Here is a 3,299-nt window from a genome sequence, read left to right as displayed (position 1 = left end):
GTGTTTACTCTTGTGAGGTTTCTTGTCTGCAACATGTATGTCGCATATTTTTTGTGTTCTCTTATGTTGTTATCTCACACTCTCCCCAATTTTTGTAACAGTCCCGAAGGAACTTGAACAAAAAAAAGATTGAGTGTATAATATTTCACTGGTGTGGAGAGGTGGCCGAGGGGTCTAAGGCGCACGCCTGGAGAGCGTGTGGTGGTCAAAAGCCACCCGTGGGTTCAAATCCCACCCTCTCCGCCAAAGGAGTGCCGGGACTGTCAGGTCCCGGTTTTTCATTCACTAGGGGGTGGGTGATAGTATGTTCGAGGAGATGATTGTGGAAAGGGTTAGAAAAGAAGCGGAAAAGATCGCTGAGGAACAGGGGCTGGAGATTTTCGACATACAATACAGAAGGGAAAGTAGAGGCTGGGTCCTCAGGATTGTGATAGACAATCCGGTAGGGTACGTGAGTGTAAGAGACTGTGAACTCTTCTCCAAGGAGCTGGAGAAGTTTCTGGACAGAGAAGATCCCATAGAACATTCGTACACTCTCGAGGTATCGTCCCCTGGCCTCGACAGACCCTTGAGGGGGCCGAAGGATTACTTGAGATTCACCGGAAAGCTTGCGAAAATCATCACAAAAGATGGAAAAACGTTCATAGGAAGGATCGTGTCTTTTGTTGATGGAATAATAACCATCTCCGATGAAAAGGGAAATCACGAGATAAACATCGAAGACGTGAAAAAAGCAAATCTGGAAATAGAATTTTAGGGAGGTGTGCTCATGAACATAGGCTTGCTTGAAGCTCTGGATCAACTAGAGGAAGAAAAAGGAATATCCAAAGAGGAGGTCATACCCATCCTGGAAAAGGCACTGGTGAGTGCCTACAGGAAGAATTTTGGAAGTTCAAAGAATGTTGAAGTAGTGATAGACAGGAATACTGGGAACATAAAGGTGTACCAGCTTCTCGAAGTGGTGGAAAAAGTAGAAGATCCCACCACTCAGATCTCTTTGGAAGAGGCGAAAAAACTCGATCCAGCTGCGGAGATAGGTTCGATCGTCAAAAAAGAGCTTGATGTCAGAAACTTTGGAAGAATCGCCGCTCAAACTGCGAAGCAGGTGCTTATCCAGAGGATCAGAGAGTTGGAAAAAGAGAAGCAGTTTGAAAAGTACTCAGAGCTCAAAGGAACGGTTACAACCGCTGAAGTGATAAGGGTTACGAGTGATTGGGCAGACATTCGGATCGGAAAACTGGAGACGAGATTGCCAAAGAAAGAGTGGATCCCCAGAGAGGAAATAAAGCCGGGAGATCTGGTGAAAGTCTACATTCTCGACGTGGTGAAAACAACGAAAGGCCCCAAGATCCTTGTGAGTAGAAGGGTGCCAGAGTTCGTCATTGGACTTATGAAACTGGAAATTCCAGAGATAGAAAACGGAATCGTGGAAATAAAAGCCATTGCCAGAGAGCCTGGGGTGCGGACGAAAGTGGCAGTGGCATCTAACAACCCGAACGTTGACCCAATAGGTGCCTGTATAGGTGAAGGGGGATCCAGGATCGCCGCCATACTCAGGGAGCTCAGAGGAGAAAAACTGGACGTTCTCAAGTGGTCGGACGATTCAAAACAGCTCATAGCGAACGCCCTTGCACCTGCCACCGTCATAGAAGTGGAGATCCTTGACAGGGAAAACAGGGCAGCGCGCGTTCTCGTGCCACCAACGCAGCTTTCCCTTGCCATAGGAAGGGGTGGCCAGAACGCCAGACTCGCGGCAAAGCTCACAGGATGGAAGATAGATATCAAACCCATAATGAATCTATGAAGCAGAAAAGGAGGTGCCTCAATGTACGAAGAACTGAGAAATGAATTGAAAAAAAGGAAATACAGAATCACCGCTCAGAGAGAGATGATCCTCAAAATTTTTCTCGAGTCCAAGGGAAGACATCTGGGTGTGGAGGAGGTCTACCGAGAGCTTTTGAACAGGAACGTCAGGATAAGCAAAGCTACTGTCTACAGGGCAGTAGAGCTCCTTGTCGAACTTGGTTTCCTGAGGAAGTTAAACTTCGGAGAGGGGCTGTACAGATACGAGCTCATAGATCGAACTGCTCGTGAATCACACCAGCATGTAATCTGTCAGAGATGTGGCAAGATAGTTGAAATCAACTCAGAGCAGGTCAAGAGAATCGTATCAGATATCTCGGAAAGGACAGGTTACCTCATAAAATGGCACGATTTGAAGTTCTACGGAATATGTCCCGAATGTCAAAAAGAAGAATCAAGGGGATTGGAATCAAAACAAAGAACAGAAACTTCGGGAGAGGAATAACAGGTATCATGTTCGAGAGTTTTATAAGCGCATCGAGGGGAATCGATAGAAAGTTTGCAAACCTCGCTACCACCATTGCAGAGGTCTTGAGACCGAGTAGAAAAAGGAGAAAGGACAGATGAGAAGCCCATGTAACGGGTATCACAGCAAAAGACATCGGGATGGAGAAAAGGAGCGCTGAGATGTTTGTTTCGCCGAAGAAAAGGCAGAGAAAGGGAAGAGAAGCCAGATAAGCCTTTACCGCTAGATCAAATATGTTTTTCGAACCTAGTATGCTCAGTGTTACGAAAAAAGACAGAAGAAAAGAGGGAGTGAAAAGAACGGTGGGGTCCAGAACGATCATCAAAGACCCCACCGTCGCCGTTATATAGGAAGGAGTCGTTTTGAACCCGAAAGTTTTGAGAACCTTCCACAGTGAGATAGTCAGATAAGCCCTCAAAACGGATGGTGTGTTTACAGAGAGTACGTAGGGAATCAAAAGTAAGAGGGCGCCGAACTCCTGATACATCCTCCTCCAGGTGAAAAAAGAGATAAGCGTTGTGTATAGAGAAAAAGCAATTCCCACATGAAGACCCGAAACAGCAAAGAAATGTCCCAAACCACTTCTGTACACGTCATCATTTTTCTTTCCGAAGAGAAGAGAAAAAGCTGTTCCGCTCACTTCTCTTGAGAACGACTCTCTTAGCCTTCTTGGAGAGGGTCTTTCCAGCTCTTTCACGTACGATGGGTGGAAGATACTGCCATCGTAGTACCCTATCGCGTAGATGTACCCTTCTTTAGAAGTCTTTATACTGATAGAATAAACTTTCCTCCACTTCCCCTGAAATACCTTCACATGTGTCACTCGCGATCCTTCTACAAGACCTACCAGTTCGTAACTTCCAGGTGAAAGTGCGCCCAGGGAGTACAGAAAAGCACCAAAAAGAATGAAAGTTACTGCGATGGAAACTTTTCTACTTTTCCTCCAGATCGGGAGTACAATGGGGAAAAG

Annotated in this window: 4 protein-coding genes and 1 tRNA gene; 4 read left to right on the top strand and 1 reads right to left on the bottom strand. The window is 46.0% G+C overall.

Translation table 11 applies throughout. From position 1 onward, the window contains the following. Positions 1 to 155: 155 nt before the first annotated feature. The 4 genes from J7K79_RS07700 (at position 156) to J7K79_RS07685 (ending at position 2,308) form a co-directional block, all read left to right on the top strand. A tRNA-Ser gene (locus J7K79_RS07700) sits at positions 156 to 246 on the top strand. A 58-nt stretch (positions 247 to 304) separates the two neighbouring features. Next, positions 305 to 757 (top strand): ribosome maturation factor RimP, encoded by a 453-nt coding sequence (rimP, locus tag J7K79_RS07695; RefSeq protein WP_296907165.1) that lies wholly within the window; start codon positions 305 to 307, stop codon positions 755 to 757. A gap of 12 nt (positions 758 to 769) precedes the next feature. Further along, positions 770 to 1,804, top strand: a complete 1,035-nt coding sequence (gene nusA / locus J7K79_RS07690; protein WP_296907162.1) for a transcription termination factor NusA — start codon at positions 770 to 772, stop codon at positions 1,802 to 1,804. Positions 1,805 to 1,825: 21 nt separating this feature from the next. Then, entirely contained in the window at positions 1,826 to 2,308 is a 483-nt protein-coding gene (locus J7K79_RS07685; RefSeq protein ID WP_296907159.1) for a Fur family transcriptional regulator, read from the top strand. Here J7K79_RS07685 and J7K79_RS07680 read toward each other — a convergent pair. After that, positions 2,199 to 3,299, bottom strand: a 1,101-nt coding sequence (locus tag J7K79_RS07680; protein WP_296907156.1) for a ComEC/Rec2 family competence protein, incomplete at its 5' end; no start/stop codon positions are given. The two genes, J7K79_RS07685 and J7K79_RS07680, sit on opposite strands and share 110 nt — an antisense overlap.

The sequence above is a fragment of the Thermotoga sp. genome, from assembly GCF_021162145.1.
Classification (GTDB): Bacteria; Thermotogota; Thermotogae; order Thermotogales; family Thermotogaceae; genus Thermotoga.
The sequence above is the reverse complement of the archived record's forward strand: the minus strand, read 5'-3'. Positions and strand labels throughout refer to the sequence as shown.